We start from the raw sequence: 16,696 nt of genomic DNA, 5'->3' as shown, positions 1-16,696 counted from the left end.
TCGTGATGAGACATGATGCAAGCGTCGCGCCGAACGCCCCGCTCAATGGCCGCTGGCCGAAAAATGTTGGTAGTCCTTGGAGCGCGCCCATTCGCCGCCCCAGCCCCAGCCGCGCTTGGCGAAAGCCTTGTAGACCACGTCCCCTTTGACGATGACTCCGATCATTCCGGCATGGCGCTTCGCTGGCGCGTCATAGGCCTTACCCGCCTCGGGCTCGGTGACGCCATGCGCGACATAGGGGTTCTGCACGGGGTTGATGTCGACCGCCAGGCCGAACGCGTGTTGTGAGACCCCGCCGCCCTCGGTCGTGCGGCAGTTGAAGCCGCTCGTGTTGTTGGCGGCGATGGACCGATCGTCGTCGCCGCCATAATCGTCGACGAGCGCGATGCGATAAATGCGGAATTCGCCGCTGTCGTAGATCTCCTGAAAGATCGCGGCGACCTTGCTCGCGACTTTCCTGGCGACGATCATCGGACCGATCTGCGTGCGGCCGTCGAAATCGTGGTAGGGAATCCGCAAGAGCGCGAGCTCGCTTCTCTGCGGGCAAGAGCGCTCGCCATGCCAGGATCGTCCCTGCATGTAGCTCCACACATCGTCGGGAATAGACGTGACGCTCACGCGCGCGTCTCCGGCGCTGGCGGCCGAACCGAGCGCGAAAGCGAAAACGATCGCGACGAGCGCGCCTCGCCGCGCGAAACTCTGCTCCATGAAGCTCTGCATGATTTTGATCGTCGGCGGAATTGTGGAGGGCATGGGTCGAAGCGTAGCGAGGATGCGGGAGACGCAAAGGACGACAAAAGGGGGACGCGACGGCGTCGTGACGGGCTCAGCGAAAAAACTTGGGGCGCGCCCGAGGTCGCCGTCGCGGCGCTTCGGACGGACACTATCTTCAAAAGGAGCGAGGCTCCATGGTTTTTAGAGAGCGCCATCGCCGTCGCGGCCATCTGGAGCTTAATCCGTTTCGATCGCGTGCTTCCACGCGATGGGGACGCGGCTTCAAGTGATTGACGCACACTCGAGACCGCGCCCTTTAGCCGCTGCCGGGTCTGCCCTTGGACATGGGCTTCGACGGCTTATCTCGAGCTCGGTCGCGCTTGCTGTTCAACCTATTGACTTTACTGGCTTAACTGCTAGGCAGGGAAAGATCGTGCGGCGAATGAAAAGCGACGATGCGCTCTATCGCGTCAGCAGCTGCCGGCATCGTCGACCCCTGCGTCAAGGCGACACCTTGCCCGAAGCCTGTAGGGGGACCACATGCAACGGAAATCCACGCGACCGCAAAACGTCGGTCGACCGTCAGTAAGCCGAGCACGGTGGAGACAAACGAAACCATGAACACGCATGTCGTTCGCACCCTGGGCTACGCGTTGGTCTATGTCATCTTCGTCGCAGCGGCGGGCTATTTCATCTGGACGCTGCCTAACGAAGACCAGCAGAAGATTGTGATGGTCAAATAGTCTCTCCGGCGCGCCCGCCGGCGGTGTCGTTGCAAAGCGCATTTGCGACCGCTCACGCAAGAGTCGTGGCGCTGCGGTCGCGGCGTCGGCGCCTCAGCAGGGTCACATAGCTTCGATGTCTCATCACACAGCGGATCGGCCAGGCGTGTCGGTGGCGGCGAGGCGCTCCTGTGGCGGCTGGATAGAGCAGAGGACGGGAACAATGACGGTTCTGGCCGTCCAATCTCCAGCGGCAAAGCCCGTGGATATCTTGCGCGGCGACTTGACGCTGCAGGGGAGCTAGAAAGCCCCGTCGAGAGAACAAGCGTGGCCGACGCATATTGCGCCTGTGCTCGAGAGCCGGTCGCGTCGTTAAGATGCAGCGAGGCCTCGCCGCAGTCATTCCGCTAGAATCTAAGCGCGGTGCGCAATCCGAAAACCACCGCATTTGGAATCGGCGCGGCGCTCATCGGATTCACCGGATTCGCGATATGGCCGCCAGGATGGAAGACGAGTTGAATGTCAGGCTGCAGGCTCCATTGACCGCTCATCGCGATTTTATAGCTCGCTTCGAACGTTGCTTCATAGTCGCGAATGGGGTTTCGCGCGCCGCTGTCAGCGACCGCATCGCGATCGCTGGCCTGGGCGACTGGGGAGATACGACCGATTGCGAACGCTGCTCCGGCGGCGTCCTTCTCACGTGTCGGAAACATTCCCATCAGCGTAAAGCCCAGGTCGGCATAGAGATCGACGGGGTTGCGGTCGCTCGCTGTCGCCACGCCTCGAGCGAAGACGCCCAAGCTGCGATCTTCGGTTTTCCACACCGCCTGATCGATGACGCCATAGACAGCTGCATCGCCGCGATGTCTCTGTGGCGGGAGTCCGGAGATGGCGAGCAGTCCGCCGAGCACATTGAAACGTTGATCCGCGAAGCGGCCCATGTGGAGCCAGGCGCCGAGCTTTATCGTGCCCGGGAGGTAGGAGTCCTGCGTTCGTATGAAAGATCGCGCTTGCGTCGTCGAGCCTGTCGCGTCGCCCTCCAGGCGAGGGTTGTCGTGCGAAACGCTGAGCTGATCCTGGTTGTAGGCGTAGGCGATCTCGCCGATCAGGAACGCAGGATCTCGCAACCGAAAAGCAAGCCCGCTCGGATCGCGATTGACGGGATTGCCAGGACCCGGACCCGCGGGGTCTCCGTTGAACACAGCCAATCTTAAGGTGGCGCCATCGGTCGGCTTCACAGCGAGCCGCGCGCCCGGAGTCGCCTCCGGATAGCTGGGGCCGCCGCTCGGGAGATCGTTGCTCGGGAGCACAGGCCAACCGAAGGTCGCATTCACGAAGAGATTGGCGTTGTTGCTGATCAAAAATTCCTGGTCCGCGCCCAATTGACCGATCCGCAGGCTCGCTTGGGAACCGAATGACTGCTCAAACCAGAGACTGAAAAGCCTTGTCGAGGGGGGAGCCTCGACGCTGCTCACCAGCATGAGATTGTCGAGCGTGTTGGCGCTGAAACTCGAGCCGTGAATTTGGTAGGCGCTGGCGCGGAACCTTCCGCCCGGCCAGCCGGCGATCTTTGAAAGGTCAGCGTCGAATATGGCGCTGGCGCGGCCGTCATAGCCGAAGCCTTGTCTCACGCCACCGGATGGATTGGCGAAGGAGTCGCCATAATAGGTGAACTGGAACCGTGCGCCGGCCTGCTCGAGGCGCGATCGCAGCGCATTCGCGTCGGCCAGTTCCGGAGCGTCTGGGATCGTCTGCAGGACGGAAGGCTCTTCCCTCGAGGCTCCATGCGCGCTGGTGGAAGTCGCGACGAAAGGCGAGCAGGCGAAGATCAGGATCATCGGCTTTGTCGCCGGAAAGCCCCGCACGAAACGTCTCCACCCCGCGCCGTCGCAGGAGATTGGATTCAAGACACATTTCATGAAAATGCTAAGACAGCCTGCTGCGTGTATCCTGGAGCCGACAGCGTGTCGTTTCGCTCTTTATCGCTTGGGTCTTCGCAGGGGCGGTGACGATGTTGGCACAGGATCTCATGAACCCGCTGCTTCTCCTCGGCGTCATCTTGCTTTTGGGAACGCTGTTTGGCGCGGGCGCCGAGCGCCTCAGCGCGCCCTGGATCATCGGATCGATCGTCGCCGGCGTTCTGGTCGGCCCGGACGCGCTCGCGGTGCTATCCCGGTCCGCGCTCGACAATCTCGGCGGCTTCTCGCAGGCGTCGCTTGCGGTGATCGCCTTTTGTATCGGCAGCCGGCTGACCTTTGGGCGCATCCGCTCGCTGGGTACGAGCGTCGCTCTGCTTGCGATCGCCCAGCTCCTCGTCCCCTTCGCGATCGTGATGGGAACGGAGGCCCTCATCGGCATGAAGTGGCAGGCCGCGCTCATCGTTGCCGCAGCAGCGCCAGCGACGGCGCCGACCATTACCTATGCGGTGATCCGCCGGCGCAACGCATCCGGTCCCTTCATCGACCGCGCGTTCGGCATTCTCGCTCTCAACGATGCGGCGACCGTATTGATCTTCAGCGTCGTCTCCGCGGCGACAGTGGCCGCGTTGGGATTGCACGACTCGGCGGCAGGGGTCCGCGTCTCGATCGAATTCGCGGCGCTCAACGAGGCGAACTCGCTCTTGGCGGGCGCGGCGTTTGGCGGTCTTTTCCTGATCGCGCGAAGCGTCATCGCCGATCATAGCCCCGGATGCGAGGAGCGGGTGCATGCTCTGCTCTACAGCCTGCTGCTGCTCGCCATTGGCGCCGCCGTGGCGCTGGGCCTCTCGCAGCTGCTTGCGCCGCTCGCGATGGGCGTCGTCATCGCCAACGGGTCGAGCGAGTCCGATCGCACGACCGTGCAGCGCGCCATCACCGACATCGAAGAACCCCTGTACATTATCTTTTTTGTGCTCGCTGGCGCGCATCTTCCCATTGAGGACGCCACAAATCTCTTCATTGTGCTTGCCGCGGCCGGCTACACTTTGGCGCGTTTCGCTGGCAAATACGCGGCGATTTATGCGACCGCGCACGCGCTGCGCCTCGACGCGCCGACACAGAAATATCTCGGGCTGTGCTTCCCTTCGCAAGGCGGGCTGGCCATGGGCCTCATGCTCGCCTTCGCTGCGGCGCCGACAGTGCGCGCCTTGCCGCTCGCCAGCCTACAGATGGTGGAAACAGCGATATCCGTCGTGTTGATGGGCGTGATGCTCTCGCAGATCTTTGGGCCGCTCGTCATCGACTATGCGGTGCGGCGGGCCTGCCCGGGGGAGAGCCTGGGGTAGGGGATCACTCTCGCCTCGTCGCGATCGCCTCAGCGCGGCGACGCGCGGCCTGCAGCACGGCTCGAACGCGACTCTTCTCGCCAACCGCTCGCGCCGTGACGACGGCGCCGACCATCAAAGCGAGCAGCTCGATGGCTCGTTCTTTTCTCTCCGAGTCCGCGCAGGCGAGTCCGCCGGCGATCCAGTTGAGCAAGCGATCGACTCCAGCGTTGAAGGCGGCGCGCACCTGCGGATTTTCGCGCCCGACCTCGGCGCCATAGGCGGCGATGGGACAGCCGATCGCGGGACGTTCGACATGGCGCGGCGATAGATAGCTGTCGACATATTTGGCGAGCGCCGCCGCATGTCCTGCTTCAGTGGACCATGCGTCGAGCCGAGCCAGGAGCGCGTCAAAGGTCGCGGTTGTGGCTTCGACCACGAGCGCCTCCTTCGAGGGGAAATGTCGATAGAAGCCGCCATGCGTGAGCCCTGCAGCCTGCATGAGATCGGCGACGCTCGCGCCTTCGATTCCTCTTTCGCGCAGCATCGTCGAGGCCGCTGACAGGATTTTCTTGCGGTGGTCGGCGACGGTTTCCTTGGAAACCCGCATGGGCCTTCACCTTGAGTAGGGTCTTGACTCGATAGATGATTGATATCATCATTACGAAAGATTACAAGCATCATCAAAATTCCTGGAGCGCTTCTAAGAGCGCATCCCCGGGATTGAAGGCAGAGCGCCTCAAGATGCAGGGAGCCCGACGATGACCGCAATGTCCTCAGAGACCGAGTCCTCAAAGATCGCAGGCGCCGCGCCCCAAGGGGGAGGAGCGCCTTCCGCGGTTGACTCCCATTGGCTTCGCGAGCTGGCGCTCGAGGCCGGCGCCGAGGACGTAGGCTTCGTCTCGATCGACCGCGAGGAGATTGCCGAAGAAAGGCCACATATCCTCGAGGCCTTTCCGCGGACGCGCACGCTGATCAGCATCGTCACGCGCCTCAATCCGGACAATGTGAGGAGCTCGCAGCGATCAATCGGCAATCTGGAATTCCATCGCAATTATGAACACGTCAACCACGTGGCGGCCGAGATCGTGAGGCGGTTGGCGCGCCATGGGATCCGCGCGGTCAATCCTTCGGCGGCCTTTCCCATGGAGATGGACGAATATCCGGGACGCATTTGGGTCGTCGCGCTAAAGCCGGTGGCGGTCGCAGCGGGACTCGGCCAGATGGGCATCCATCGTAGCGTGATCCATCCGAAATTCGGCAGCTTCATCAATCTTGGCGTCGTGCTCATCGACGCTGATGTCACGACGCAGACCCGGCCGATCGACTTCAATCCCTGCCTTTCCTGCAAGCTCTGCGTCGCGGCTTGTCCCGTCGGCGCCATCGCGCCCGACGGCTATTTCAACTTCGGCGCCTGCTTCACGCACAACTACCGCGAATTCATGGGTGGTTTCACCGACTGGGTCGAGACGATCGCCGAGAGCCGTGACGCGCGCGCTCTGCGGAGCAAAGTGAGCGACGCGGAGCAATCCTCGATGTGGCAGAGCCTTTCCTTCGGCGCGAACTACAAGGCGGCCTATTGCATCGCTGTTTGTCCTGCGGGCGAAGATGTGATCGGACCTTACAATGCCGATCGGGCCGCCTTCGCAAGGGAAGTGCTCGATCCTCTGGTGCAGAAGAAGGAGCCGCTCTATGTCGTCGCCGGCTCTGACGCCGAGGATTATGCGCGGCGGCGCTTTCCGCATAAGGCCATTCGACTTGTCGGCGGCGGCTTACGCCCGCGCACGATCGACGGGTTTCTCCAGGGCCTCTCGCTCGTGTTCCAGCGAGGGAAGGCGAAAGGCTTGGAGGCGATCTATCACTTCACCTTCACGGGGACGCAATCTCGCAAGGCGACAGTTGTCGTACGAAATCGTCAACTCGCAATTTCCGATGGACATGTCGGCAAGGCGGATATCGCCGTCGTCACGGAGTCAAAGTCCTGGCTCGCCTTCGTCTACAAGGAGCGCAGCCTTGCCTCGATGCTGCTGACAGGGCGGCTGCGCATAAAGGGGCCGCCCAAGCTCCTGCTAGCTTTCGGCAGATGTTTCGCGACCTGATCGGCAATACCGCTACAAGACGACGACTATTCCAATTCGATTCGCGTCACATGCCCCATCTTGCGCCCAGCGCGAATCTCGCGCTTGCCGTAAAGATGCAGGCAGGCGCCGTCTTCCGCCGCGATCTCCGGCCAACGCTCGGCGTCGTCGCCGATGAGATTACGCATCGTGACGCGCCCGAGACGCGCCGTGGAGCCGAGCGGCCAGCCGGCGATCGCGCGGACATGCTGCTCGAACTGAGAGGTCAGCGCACCGTCGAGCGTCCAATGCCCGGAGTTATGGACGCGCGGCGCGATCTCATTGACGATGAGCCGCTCGCTGCGTCCGCTCTTCACGAGAAAGAGCTCCACGGCCAGCACGCCGACGTAATCCTCGGCCTCGGCGATGCGGCGAGCGATCTCCTTCGCTCGGACCGCAGTCTCGGGAAGGATCGCCGCCGGCGCGCGCGTCTCAGCCAAAATGTGGTTCTCGTGCTGGTTCTCGCTGATGTCATAGGCGTGAAACTCTCCGTCGACGCCGCGCGCCGCGACGACGGAGACTTCTTTCACGAAATCGATGAAGCCTTCCAAGATGCAGGGCGCGCCGCCAAGCGCGCGAAAAAGCGCGCCGAGATCTCCGCCGCCACGAATCGCAACCTGCCCCTTGCCGTCATAACCGAGGCGGCGCGTCTTGAGGATCGACGGACGCCCGAGCTTCGCCACGGCGCGGGCCAGCGCGCCCGCATCTGGAACGTCCGCGAAAGGCGCGGTCTCGACGCCGAGGCCTTGCACGAACTCTTTCTCGACGAGTCGGTCCTGGGTCAAGGCCAGGGCGCGCGGATTGGGACGCACCGGGCGGCGCGCATCGAGGAATTCCGCCGTCGCCGCCGGCACGTTCTCGAATTCATAAGTGACGACATCGACGGCTCTGGCGAAAGCGTCGAGCGCGTCGGGATCGTCATAGGCCGCGATCGTGCGCGCGGCGCAAACGTCGAAGGCGGGCTCATCGGCGCTCGGGGCGAAGACATGCGTCTTGAACCCCAGGCGTGCGGCGGCGAGCGCCAACATGCGTGCGAGCTGGCCGGCGCCGAGAACGCCGATCGTCGCGCCGGGACTCAGCACGCGGCCAGCGCCTCCTCCACCGGGCGTTCGTCGACGCTCTCTGTCTGCTTCGTGCGATATTGCGCGAGGCGCTCGTTCAGGGCGGCGTCCGAACGCGCCAGAATGGCCGCCGCGAGCAGCGCCGCATTGATCGCCCCGGGCTTGCCGATCGCAAGCGTTCCGACCGGCACGCCGGCCGGCATCTGCACGATCGAAAGCAGCGAATCGAGTCCGGAGAGCGACGTCGCTTCGACCGGCACGCCGAGAACCGGGAGATTGGTCATCGCCGCCGTCATGCCCGGCAGATGCGCCGCGCCGCCGGCGCCGGCGAGAATCACCTCGAAGCCTTCTCGTTCGGCGTTCTTGGCGAAGGCGACGAGCCGGCCGGGGGTGCGATGCGCCGAAACGATTCGCGCCTCATAGCCGACGCCGAGCGCCTTCAGCGTCTCGGCCGCGTGGCGCATCGTCGCCCAGTCGGACTGAGAACCCATGATAATGGCGACGGGTTTCGACACTTTGGTCACAACATTCCGCTTCCGATATTTGATAGGGAAGCCCTGCGGCATAGAGGAAGCGCCGCCCCGGCGCAAGCGCGCTTTGGGTAGGCATTTTCACGGCTTTGCCCCTCTATGCAGATTACGGACCGCGAGACGCGTTCCCGGCTGATGCTCGCATTATAATCAGCTTTACTATGCATATGCTGTCCGGCGACGGACTGAACCTTTCAGAGTAAAGAAATCAAACATATTCGCGAAAAGGCGGGCAGGGCCAAGCGACTTTCGCGGCGTGCGAGCCTTGCCTCCGCAGGGCCAGCAGCCGCCCCGCAGCTTCAGCTCAAGCGATGATATCCGGCGTGAGCTCGTCCTCGAGCCGCTGCAGGCGGTCGCGCAAGGCGAGCTTGCGCTTCTTCAAGCGCTGGATTTGCAACTGATCCGCGCCGGCCATGGCGAGCAGCGCGTCGATCGCCGCCTGCAAATCGCCGTGCTCGAGTCGCAGCCGCTCGATCTCTGCTCGAATGGCGGCCTTTTCGGCGTCGCTTGATTGGTCGGCCATGGTCGCTTTGCTGCGCTGCGGCCGCCGCTCTGGGCGAGGGGCGGCGGGTTCGCGTGGTCCTAACAATTATCGCCCGTCTCGAGCGTCATCTTCAAGGGCGGAGCGGTCGCAGCGCCCGACGTTTTCGTCCCGTTTTGGGACGCGACCGCCACATATTTTTCTTGCGGCTTGTTGCGGATGTGTCACACTCACGAGTCCGGGGTCAAGGCCCCGTCTAAGCCAGGAGGTTGCCGATGTCCTTGCAAGGCCATGTCGTCGAATTGCAACGCCGTCACGAGGCTCTTGAGAAAGAAATAGAGCAAGAGCGCCTGCACCCGACCCGAGACGATATGAAGGTTTTCGAGCTAAAAAAGAAGAAACTGCAAATCAAGGACGAGCTCTCCAAGATCAGGGAAGCTGAAACGCTGCACTAAGCGAGCGAGATTTTTGCCGAGCGAAGCCCTTGTGAGCGCGCTGCGGCGACGCTAGGGCGGGGAGAAATCTCCGCCCCCCTTAAGTTTATCTGATTTTATTCAGGATATATTTGATTCTATTTTGTGGACCCGCCCGCATTTGTGGGCTCGACTTTCCAAGGCCTTGTCCCGGCATCGGCGCGAAGAAGCCTCTCGCGGTCTCTGAAATAATGCGATAATTGGCGGGTGCGCCGCAAAAGCCCATCTTGGCGTCGTTTTTGCTCGCCTTGCGGGGCGAGACGTTATAAAAGAGCGCCGGCGGATCGAATTCCGCCTTTCGCCCGCCCCTTTTTGAAGAGGCGTAGCGCCTTGAGCACATTGCGCGTTTCCTACGGCCAACGCGCGGGCGGGCTTTTCCATATCCAGCGCCGTAGCCAGGAAACTTGATGACATTCGACGAACTCGGCCTTTCGCAAAAGGTTCTCGCCGCGGTGAGCGCGAAAGGATACACGAACCCGACGCCGATCCAGGCGCAATCCATACCGCCGGCTCTCCAAGGACGCGACATTCTCGGCATCGCGCAGACCGGCACCGGCAAGACCGCCGCCTTCACCCTGCCCATGCTCTCCCGCCTCGAACAGGGCCGCGCCCGGGCGCGCATGCCGCGCACGCTGATTCTGGAGCCGACGCGCGAGCTCGCCGCGCAGGTCGAGGAAGCCTTCGCGGTTTACGGCGCCAATCACAAGCTCAACGTCGCGCTGCTCATCGGCGGCGTCTCCTTCGGCGACCAGGAAGCCAAGATCATGCGCGGCGCCGATGTGCTGATCGCGACGCCCGGACGCCTGCTCGACTTCTTCGATCGCGGCAAGCTGCTGCTGAACGGCATCGACATCCTCGTCATCGACGAGGCGGACCGCATGCTCGACATGGGCTTCATCCCCGACATCGAGCGCGTCTGCAAGCTCGTGCCTTTCACGCGCCAGACGCTGTTCTTCTCGGCCACCATGCCTCCCGAGATCACGCGTCTGACCGAGGCCTTCCTGCACAATCCGGTGCGTATCGAGGTCTCCCGGGCCGCCACGACAGCGACGACGATCCGCCAGATTCTCGTCGCCTCGAACGGACACGCCGAGAAGCGCGACACGCTGCGCACGCTGATCCGCTCGGCAGACAATTTCAAGAACGCGATCATCTTCTGCAACCGCAAGCGTGATGTCGCGATCCTGCATCGTTCGCTGCAGAAGCACGGCTTCTCGGCCGGCGCGCTGCATGGGGACATGGACCAGCCGGCGCGGATGGCCTCGCTCGACGCCTTCAAGAATGGCGATGTGTCGCTGATCGTCTGCTCCGACGTCGCCGCGCGCGGGCTCGACATTCCGGACGTCAGCCATGTGTTCAACTTCGACGTGCCGACGCATAGCGAGGACTATGTGCATCGCATCGGCCGCACCGGCCGCGCCGGGCGCTCCGGCGTCGCGATCACTCTGGTCACGCCCGACGACAAGAAATATGTCGACCAGATCCAGGATCTGATCGGCAAATCGGTCGAATGGGAGGGGCCGGGGATCTCCGAGCTGCCGCCGCCGCTCGAAAGCGGTCGGCCGCATGAGCGCAGCCGAGGCGGCAGACGCGGAGGCGGGGGACGCGGGCCGCGTGCGGTTGAAGCCGACGCCGGCCGCGGCGCTGGCCGGCGCGGTTTCGAGGGAGAGGCGCGCCCTGTGCGTGCGGAGCCGGTGCGCCCCGCGCCCGTTCGCAGCGAGCCCGTGCGTCCCGTGCGCAGCGAAGCGCCGCGCGCCGCGCGAGCGCAGGCTTTCGCTGAGCGACGCGATCGCCGTCCGCGCGGCATGGAGGACGACGGCCCGCCGGTCATTGGCCTGGGCGACCATGTGCCGTCGTTCTTGCTGCGTCCCGTGGTCTTCAAGCCGGCGAAGGTCGCGGAAGAGTAGGATCGGATTGGATTTCGGGCGCGCCCGAATAGCCCAATATGGCGCTTAGAGCATGTAACGGAAAAGTGCGAAGCGGTTTTCCGGTCGTGACATGCTCCACCCTTTTGATTTGGCGCGATTCCTTATCGCTCGAACGATTCCGTTCGAGCGGGAAACGCGCTAGCGCCTCATCCTGCCGTTTGCACAGCGGCAGGCCGTGCGCGACGACGCCGTCGAAAATCTGCCCGTGTTTCACGGGGCGCGGCAATGGCCGGAACAATTTCACTGAAGGAATGAGGGCTGAATAAACGGCCCCGGCGCAGGGCTTCTTCGGGCTTTCGCTATTGCAAGACCGGCGCTCTCGAAGGGGCCTTCGGCGCGATGGTCTCGGCGAAAAGCCTCAGGCTTTCCTTGCGCGTCTCGAAATCGGGGGAGAGCGGCTTCAGCACGAGACTGCGTGGAGAGAGACTCGCGCCGATCTCTTCGATTTTGGCGCGAATATCGTCCGCGGAGCCGATGAGCGAATCACCGATCATGCGCTCCAAATCCATCCAGGGCGACCAGCTCGGCTGAACCGCCGCCGTTGTCGCGCGCATCCGGTCAATGAACGGCTCGAGCCAGCGCCGCGCTTGCGCCACCGCCGCCTCTCTCGTCTCCTCGACATGATAGAAGCGGATCAGCACAAGGCGGGGATCAGCGCCGGAAGCGCTCTGCCGATAGCGGTCGAGCGTCTGGCCAATATCCGCGAGCGGGAAGGGCGGCGCCGCCATCACAGCGAAACCGCGGGCCGCCGCAAGCGTCACCGTTTCCGGCGTCGAGGTGGCAAAAAAGATCGGCACGGGCTTTTGCACGGGCCTCGGCGCAAGCGATACGCCGTCGAGCTGAAAGAAGCGCCCTTCGAAACTCACGGTCTCGTCGCGGAGAAGTCTTTCGACAATGTCGAGCGCCTCGACGGCCTTCTCCCGCGCGTCCTCCGGCCTCACGTGAAAATGTTTGAACTGCCCAGGGAACGGGCCGCCTTTGGCCACGCCCAAATCGAGTCGGCCGCGAGAGAGGAGATCGGCCGTCGCAACCTGCTCGGCGACGAGAATCGGATCGTGAAACGGCAGCAGCACGGCTGCCGCGCCGAGGCGCAGCCGCGTGGTGACCCCCGCAAGATGCGCGATGATCGTCAGGGGCGAGGGGCTCGACGCATTGGGATTGAAGTGATGCTCGGCGATCCAGGCCTCGTCGAATCCAAGACTTTCAATCAGCCTGACGAGCTCGGTCTGTTGCGCATAGGCGACGCTGAAATCATTCTCGGGATTCTCATAGGTGCAAAATAACCCGGTTCGCATGATGGAGCTCCCGCCGCGGATTCCGGGCGCTCCTAAGCGAGAATCGTGCCTTTTCGCTTATTCCGCGGGCTCGACGCTTTCGAGACTATTCACCCAGAAATCGGGCAGCCCATGGGCGCGCGCGCCTTCGCGCAGCAGCGTCAGATAGCGCAGCGAGGGGCGACGGTCCTCCTCATAGCCGTCCGCGACATAGGTCATCGCCGTCAGAGGCGCGCCGTCCGCGTCCTCCATAGCGAGCCAGGTCGGACGATAGCGCTTGCCTGGAACGCCTTCGCTGGCGTCAAGCCGCAGCATGTCGCGCCGAGTGATCTGATACAGCACGCCCCAAACCTCGGCCGAGGCGTCCAGCGAAATATTGGCCGGCGCGGCCTTGCCGATCGGCCGGCCATCGAGATTGAAGCGCAGCCTGTAGCCCGACAGCTTCCCGACGCGCCATTCGAGCGGACGCATGCCGCGACGCTCCAGAAAAGCGCTGTCGTGCATGTTCGCGCCATAGGCGAAATACCAGACTCGGTCGGACGGGCGCCCCGAGAGCTCAAGGCCTTGGCGACGATAAAACCACCCGGAAACGAGCCACGACCGCGTCCGGAGCTTGCGCCAGAGGATACGCATCGACGCGTGCTCTCTCAGGCCGAAAAGGCGCCGAGCGCCGCCCTGATCTTCTCCGCCTGGCTCTTGATCTTCGCCTGGTCTCCCATCGCGCCTGGCGGGCGGAGCGCGACGCCCTCGAAGCGCGGCAGGATGTGGAAGTGCAGGTGGAAGATCACCTGCCCGCCGGCGCTCTCGTTGAACTGCTGCAGCGTGATTCCCTCGGCGTCGAAAGCTCGTTTCGTCGCCTTAGCCACATGCTGCACGCGCTTGATGAGCGCCGCGAGATCGTCGGGGGCGATATCGAGGAGCCCGCGCGCCGGTTTCTTCGGGATGACCAGCACATGCCCCTCGGCGCGCGGCATGATGTCCATGATCGCCAGCGCCACGTCGTCCTCGTAAACCTTGTGAGAGGGAATCTCGCCACGCAAAATTTTGGCGAAGACGTTTTCGGGGTCGTAGGCGACGGCCATGCTCTCCTCGCAGCTTCAACGAAGGTCGGCGAGCTATCGCATGGAACGGGCGGGGCGGGAAGTCCGGGGAGATTTTTCCGTGACACCCCTAAAACCGCGAATCTAGCAGGGAGATTGCGCGGCGGAGCTCATTCGCCAATTGCGTCTTTGTCCCTTTCAGACTATGCCGCGCGAATGGCCCTCCACTTCCGCCCCGTCGAGCCCCGGGATCACGCGGTCACGCGAGAGATTGTCGATGCGGCCTTCACGCCCGAGGATGTGGCGGGTTTCCTCGACGCCTTGCGCGCGGCGGGTTGCCTCATTGGCGAATGGCTGGCCGAGGACGAGAGCGGCGTCGTCGGACATATCGGCTTCTCGCGCGCGCATCTCGAGCGATCGGATGGCGAAAGACTTCCCGCCGCCTTTCTCACGCCGCTGGGCGTTCGTCCTGAGCGGCAAAGACAGGGCGTCGGGCTCGCGCTCATGCGCCATGCGCTGGATCGACTCGAACAGGGCGGAGAAAATCTCTACTTTGTCATCGGCCATGCGACCTATTATCCGAAGGTGGGGTTTCGGACTGTCGCCTTCGACGAGGTGGCGAGCCCCTGGACCGGCTCTCCCGCCTTCATGATGCGATGCGCCTTCGCGCCGCGCGGGCGGTTGCTTGCGCCGCCCGTGATCCGCGACGCGCATTGAAGCGCCGCGTAGCGAAATCTTACGGTAAGCCAGCCGGACTCTCGTGAAAAACCCCGCCGCGGCTCTCCCGACCTCGGCGAGAAGAAGCGGAGCCTGCGAGGCCTCGTCACTTCAACCAAGGCCGCCTGGAGGAATGGCGAATATGCACGATCTCCACAACTTGCTCGTGAAGCCTGTAGAAAATCTTGTAGGGATACTTAGGAACGACTTTGACGAATAGGCGAGGATTGCGCGTCGCCATTCCGCCGCCGGGATTTTCGGCGATGAACTCAATGCTGGCTTGCAGATGCGCTGCCACTTGCCTCGCTCCCGCGGGAGAGCGAGCGGCCAAATACGAGAGGATGAAAGCCAAGTCACGTTCTGCTCGCCGCGCGTAGCGGACGATCATGCGCCGTAACGCTTCCAGAGCGCAGCAATTTCATCGTTGGAGGCGAACTCGCCTCGTTCCGCTTGCGCTAGGCCTTCCGCTACCGCGGCTTCCTCTTGCGGCGTCAGATCGTAAACACCGGTTCGCGCCGCGGCGATCTCGTGAGCCGCCTCGGTCAGCGCCTCCTGGTCCTCTTCGGGCCAGCTCTCGATCGACGCGAGCATTTGCTTCAAAGCCGTGATCATGTGGGAACTTTAGCACAGTGAGGCTTTTCGGGCGAGCCTCGTCCCCATCGGGCGCAAGACCAATCGGCGGAGAGGGAGAGCCTTGCGCAGCATCAGCGATTCGATTTCCCGCTAGGTTCAATCCCCGAACGCAAATGCCTTGATGTTCGTCTCGCGGAATCGCGCGGCCGGATAGACGCCGAGCATCTCGACCTCGCGCGAGAAGAAGCGAAGCTCCTCCAGCGCCCTCGAGAGCGCGGGCTCTTCGGGATGTCCTGCTACGTCCGCCAGAAAGCGCGTCGCCGCGAATTCGCCGTCAATCATCTAGCTTTCGATCTTCGTCATGTTGACGCCGTTCGTTGCAAAGCCCCCGATCGTCTTATAGAGCGCCTCCAACCGCCCCGAAGCTCCATGACCTGAATGATCGGGCGCGATGACCCGATAACCCGCTTCGACCAGCGCCGGAATTTGCAGTCCCCAAGCTCGGCCGGAATTGCTAATTCCGTGCAGCAGCAAAATCGGGCGGCCTTCACCGAATTCGACGAAATAGTTACTGCGGCCTGCGGCATCATAGTAGGACATGGCTGACTGCTCTCAGGAATGGAAGGAAAGACGGTCGCTGGGGCGAAATCGGACGGCGATGAAGAACAGGACAAGACAAAGCGCCGCCATCAGCTGCCACGCCGGCGTAAGGTTCGAGAGATTTTCGCGCAGCACGCCGGCGACGAGGGGCAATAGGGCCGCGAGCAAATAACCGCCGCCCTGGACGAAGCCGACGATCGTCCCGGCATCCACCGCGTTCTCGCAATGATCCATGGCGACGATCAGCGACAGCGGGAAGAGCGCTCCGATTCCTAGGCCCGCCAGCAGCGCCGCCGGCCACGCGAGCGGCAATGGCGCCAGACAGAGGCACAACAGGCCCATGAGCAGCGCGCCGATCGCCGTGGACAAGGCCGGGCGGCGATCCGGAGAGCGGTCGATCCACAGCGATACGGCGATCCCCGCGATCACCTCGGCCAGCGTGACGGCGCCTAGCAAGGCGCCGGCTTCTTGCGCCGACCATCCGAGCTGGGTGTAGAAAGGCGGCAGCCAGGCAAGCACGAGCGTGTAGGCGCCCGTTCCCAAGCCGAAGAAAGCAAGCAGCAGCCACGCGCGCGATTGCTGGTAGACCGCACCGTGTCTGGCCGTTCTCTCCAGGCTGCCGGCGGCGCTCGTTGCGGCCGACCAAGCTGCGATTCCGAGCACCGCCGGCAGCGCCCAAACGCCAAGAGCCGCATGCCAGCCCCAGCCTTGCGCGATCCAGGGGCTGGCTGCGCTCGAAACCAACGCCCCTCCCATAATCCCCGTGGAATAGAGGCCCATCACGCTCGCCGTCCCGGCTCCAGCCCAGTTGCGGATCATGACAGGTATGAGCGCCTGGACCATCGCGATGCCGACGCCGCCCAGCATGGCCGTGACGATGAGCGGGGACGCTCCCGGCCGCGCCCACCGGCAAAGGCAGGCCAAGAGGATGAGCGCAAGACCCGCCGCGACGCCTACGCGCTCGCCGAGCAAAGTCTTCAGCTGCGACGTTCCCAGGAGAGAGACGCCCATCAGAGCCACCGGTAAGGTCGTAAGCAAACCTGCGCCTGCATCGGTTAGGCCAGTGTCGCGTTGAATCGCGTCGAGCAGCGGCCCGATCGACGCCAGGGCGGGGCGTAGATTGATTGCGACGAGCAAGATCGCGGCGGGGACCAGAAGCCGGCACGATGGTCGAGACATGAAAGACTCCAAAGACTCCACGAGACTCCTGGCGCTCGCCTCTTGC

The 16,696-nt window shown here is 63.4% G+C and carries 18 protein-coding genes and 2 pseudogenes; 6 read left to right on the top strand and 14 right to left on the bottom strand.

Going from position 1 to position 16,696, the window contains the following annotated elements; all coding sequences use genetic code 11:
- Positions 1–42: 42 nt before the first annotated feature.
- On the bottom strand, positions 43–753 hold the full coding sequence (locus tag QMG80_RS17465) for a M15 family metallopeptidase (RefSeq protein WP_245300039.1): 711 nt from the start codon (positions 751–753) through the stop codon (positions 43–45).
- A 578-nt stretch (positions 754–1,331) separates the two neighbouring features.
- Here QMG80_RS17465 and QMG80_RS17460 point away from each other — a divergent pair.
- Positions 1,332–1,457, top strand: coding sequence for a hypothetical protein (locus QMG80_RS17460; protein ID WP_280950004.1), 126 nt, complete (start codon positions 1,332–1,334; stop codon positions 1,455–1,457).
- Positions 1,458–1,843: 386 nt separating this feature from the next.
- Here the strand turns inward: QMG80_RS17460 and QMG80_RS17455 are convergent, their stop codons facing one another.
- Positions 1,844–3,343, bottom strand: coding sequence for a carbohydrate porin (locus tag QMG80_RS17455; RefSeq protein ID WP_281926144.1), 1,500 nt, complete (start codon positions 3,341–3,343; stop codon positions 1,844–1,846).
- Between the two features lie 104 nt (positions 3,344–3,447).
- On the opposite strand from QMG80_RS17455, the gene QMG80_RS17450 reads away from it, so the two are divergent.
- Entirely contained in the window at positions 3,448–4,698 is a 1,251-nt protein-coding gene (locus tag QMG80_RS17450) for a cation:proton antiporter (RefSeq protein WP_085770342.1), read from the top strand.
- A gap of 4 nt (positions 4,699–4,702) precedes the next feature.
- Here QMG80_RS17450 and QMG80_RS17445 read toward each other — a convergent pair whose 3' ends face one another.
- A complete protein-coding gene (locus QMG80_RS17445) occupies positions 4,703–5,287 on the bottom strand; it encodes a TetR/AcrR family transcriptional regulator (protein WP_085770341.1) in 585 nt (194 codons plus the stop codon).
- A 151-nt stretch (positions 5,288–5,438) separates the two neighbouring features.
- Here QMG80_RS17445 and QMG80_RS17440 point away from each other — a divergent pair, with 151 nt between their 5' ends.
- A complete protein-coding gene (locus QMG80_RS17440; protein ID WP_085770340.1) occupies positions 5,439–6,776 on the top strand; it encodes an SCP2 sterol-binding domain-containing protein in 1,338 nt (445 codons plus the stop codon).
- 26 nt (positions 6,777–6,802) lie between these two features.
- Here QMG80_RS17440 and QMG80_RS17435 read toward each other — a convergent pair whose 3' ends face one another.
- The 3 genes from QMG80_RS17435 to QMG80_RS17425 all read right to left on the bottom strand — a co-directional run bounded on the left by QMG80_RS17435 (position 6,803) and on the right by QMG80_RS17425 (position 8,908).
- Positions 6,803–7,876 (bottom strand): 5-(carboxyamino)imidazole ribonucleotide synthase, encoded by a 1,074-nt coding sequence (locus QMG80_RS17435; protein WP_085770339.1) that lies wholly within the window; start codon positions 7,874–7,876, stop codon positions 6,803–6,805.
- A complete protein-coding gene (gene purE / locus QMG80_RS17430; protein ID WP_245300212.1) occupies positions 7,870–8,346 on the bottom strand; it encodes a 5-(carboxyamino)imidazole ribonucleotide mutase in 477 nt (158 codons plus the stop codon). The genes QMG80_RS17435 and purE overlap by 7 nt, the downstream gene beginning before the upstream one ends.
- 343 nt (positions 8,347–8,689) lie before the next feature.
- Entirely contained in the window at positions 8,690–8,908 is a 219-nt protein-coding gene (locus tag QMG80_RS17425) for a YdcH family protein (RefSeq protein ID WP_085770337.1), read from the bottom strand.
- Between the two features lie 233 nt (positions 8,909–9,141).
- Between QMG80_RS17425 and QMG80_RS17420 the strand changes: the two genes are divergently transcribed.
- Positions 9,142–9,321, top strand: coding sequence for a YdcH family protein (locus QMG80_RS17420; protein ID WP_085770336.1), 180 nt, complete (start codon positions 9,142–9,144; stop codon positions 9,319–9,321).
- A 425-nt stretch (positions 9,322–9,746) separates the two neighbouring features.
- Entirely contained in the window at positions 9,747–11,246 is a 1,500-nt protein-coding gene (locus tag QMG80_RS17415) for a DEAD/DEAH box helicase (protein WP_085770334.1), read from the top strand.
- Positions 11,247–11,566: 320 nt separating this feature from the next.
- On the opposite strand, the gene QMG80_RS17410 is transcribed toward QMG80_RS17415, so the two are convergent.
- Genes QMG80_RS17410 through QMG80_RS17400 form a run of 3 tightly spaced genes read right to left on the bottom strand, consistent with a single transcriptional unit; the run spans position 11,567 to position 13,623 of the window.
- Positions 11,567–12,562, bottom strand: a complete 996-nt coding sequence (locus tag QMG80_RS17410) for an LLM class flavin-dependent oxidoreductase (protein WP_085770332.1) — start codon at positions 12,560–12,562, stop codon at positions 11,567–11,569.
- A 57-nt stretch (positions 12,563–12,619) separates the two neighbouring features.
- Positions 12,620–13,174 (bottom strand): gamma-glutamylcyclotransferase family protein, encoded by a 555-nt coding sequence (locus QMG80_RS17405; RefSeq protein ID WP_085770331.1) that lies wholly within the window; start codon positions 13,172–13,174, stop codon positions 12,620–12,622.
- 14 nt (positions 13,175–13,188) lie between these two features.
- Positions 13,189–13,623, bottom strand: coding sequence for an HIT family protein (locus QMG80_RS17400; RefSeq protein WP_085770330.1), 435 nt, complete (start codon positions 13,621–13,623; stop codon positions 13,189–13,191).
- A gap of 174 nt (positions 13,624–13,797) precedes the next feature.
- On the opposite strand from QMG80_RS17400, the gene QMG80_RS17395 reads away from it, so the two are divergent.
- Entirely contained in the window at positions 13,798–14,298 is a 501-nt protein-coding gene (locus QMG80_RS17395) for a GNAT family N-acetyltransferase (protein ID WP_158658575.1), read from the top strand.
- A 106-nt stretch (positions 14,299–14,404) separates the two neighbouring features.
- Here the strand turns inward: QMG80_RS17395 and QMG80_RS17390 are convergent, their stop codons facing one another.
- The 5 genes and pseudogenes from QMG80_RS17390 to QMG80_RS17370 form a co-directional block, all read right to left on the bottom strand.
- Positions 14,405–14,686, bottom strand: a complete 282-nt coding sequence (locus tag QMG80_RS17390; protein WP_085770328.1) for a type II toxin-antitoxin system RelE/ParE family toxin — start codon at positions 14,684–14,686, stop codon at positions 14,405–14,407.
- Positions 14,683–14,910 (bottom strand): hypothetical protein, encoded by a 228-nt coding sequence (locus QMG80_RS17385; RefSeq protein ID WP_085770327.1) that lies wholly within the window; start codon positions 14,908–14,910, stop codon positions 14,683–14,685. The genes QMG80_RS17390 and QMG80_RS17385 overlap by 4 nt, the downstream gene beginning before the upstream one ends.
- Before the next feature lie 117 nt (positions 14,911–15,027).
- Positions 15,028–15,279: pseudogene (locus QMG80_RS17380) on the bottom strand (prephenate dehydratase); the annotation flags it as partial.
- Between the two features lie 6 nt (positions 15,280–15,285).
- Positions 15,286–15,471 (bottom strand): annotated as a pseudogene (locus QMG80_RS17375) (alpha/beta fold hydrolase); the annotation flags it as partial.
- A gap of 12 nt (positions 15,472–15,483) precedes the next feature.
- The gene (locus QMG80_RS17370) at positions 15,484–16,650 is read right to left on the bottom strand and encodes an MFS transporter (RefSeq protein WP_085773467.1); all 1,167 of its coding nucleotides are present in this window, start codon (positions 16,648–16,650) and stop codon (positions 15,484–15,486) included.
- Between the last annotated feature and the right edge of the window lie 46 nt (positions 16,651–16,696).

The sequence above is a fragment of the Methylocystis bryophila genome (genome assembly GCF_027925445.1).
GTDB classification, from domain to species: Bacteria; Pseudomonadota; Alphaproteobacteria; order Rhizobiales; family Beijerinckiaceae; genus Methylocystis; species Methylocystis bryophila.
Note: the sequence above shows the minus strand (reverse complement) of the source record. Positions and strands in the feature narration are given on the sequence as shown.